A 236-nucleotide genomic window follows, 5' to 3' on the forward strand; every position below is an offset into this window, starting at 1 on the left:
GCTGGACCCTGGGGTGCGGCTCCGGTCGCCTGCTGGCCGACCTGATTGCGCGCAAGAACCCGCAGATCCGTGCCGAAGGCCTGGACATTTCCCGTTATGGCAACAGCCGGGAAGCGCCCAAGCACGGGCAGGGCGCGCCGGTTCACCAGCAGTAATAGCCTGTAGCGGCCTTTTCGCGGGTTCGCCCGCTCCCACAGGTACTGCACAGGCTTCAATACCTGTGATGCTCCTGTGGG

The 236-nt window shown here is 65.3% G+C and carries 1 pseudogene; it reads left to right on the plus strand.

From position 1 onward, the window contains the following. A pseudogene (locus tag SB765_RS33750) lies at nt 1–155 on the plus strand (D-amino acid dehydrogenase); the annotation flags it as partial. Nucleotides 156–236 lie beyond the last annotated feature (81 nt).

The sequence above is a fragment of the Pseudomonas sp. SIMBA_067 genome, from assembly GCF_046534675.1.
GTDB classification, from domain to species: domain Bacteria; phylum Pseudomonadota; class Gammaproteobacteria; order Pseudomonadales; family Pseudomonadaceae; genus Aquipseudomonas; species Aquipseudomonas putida.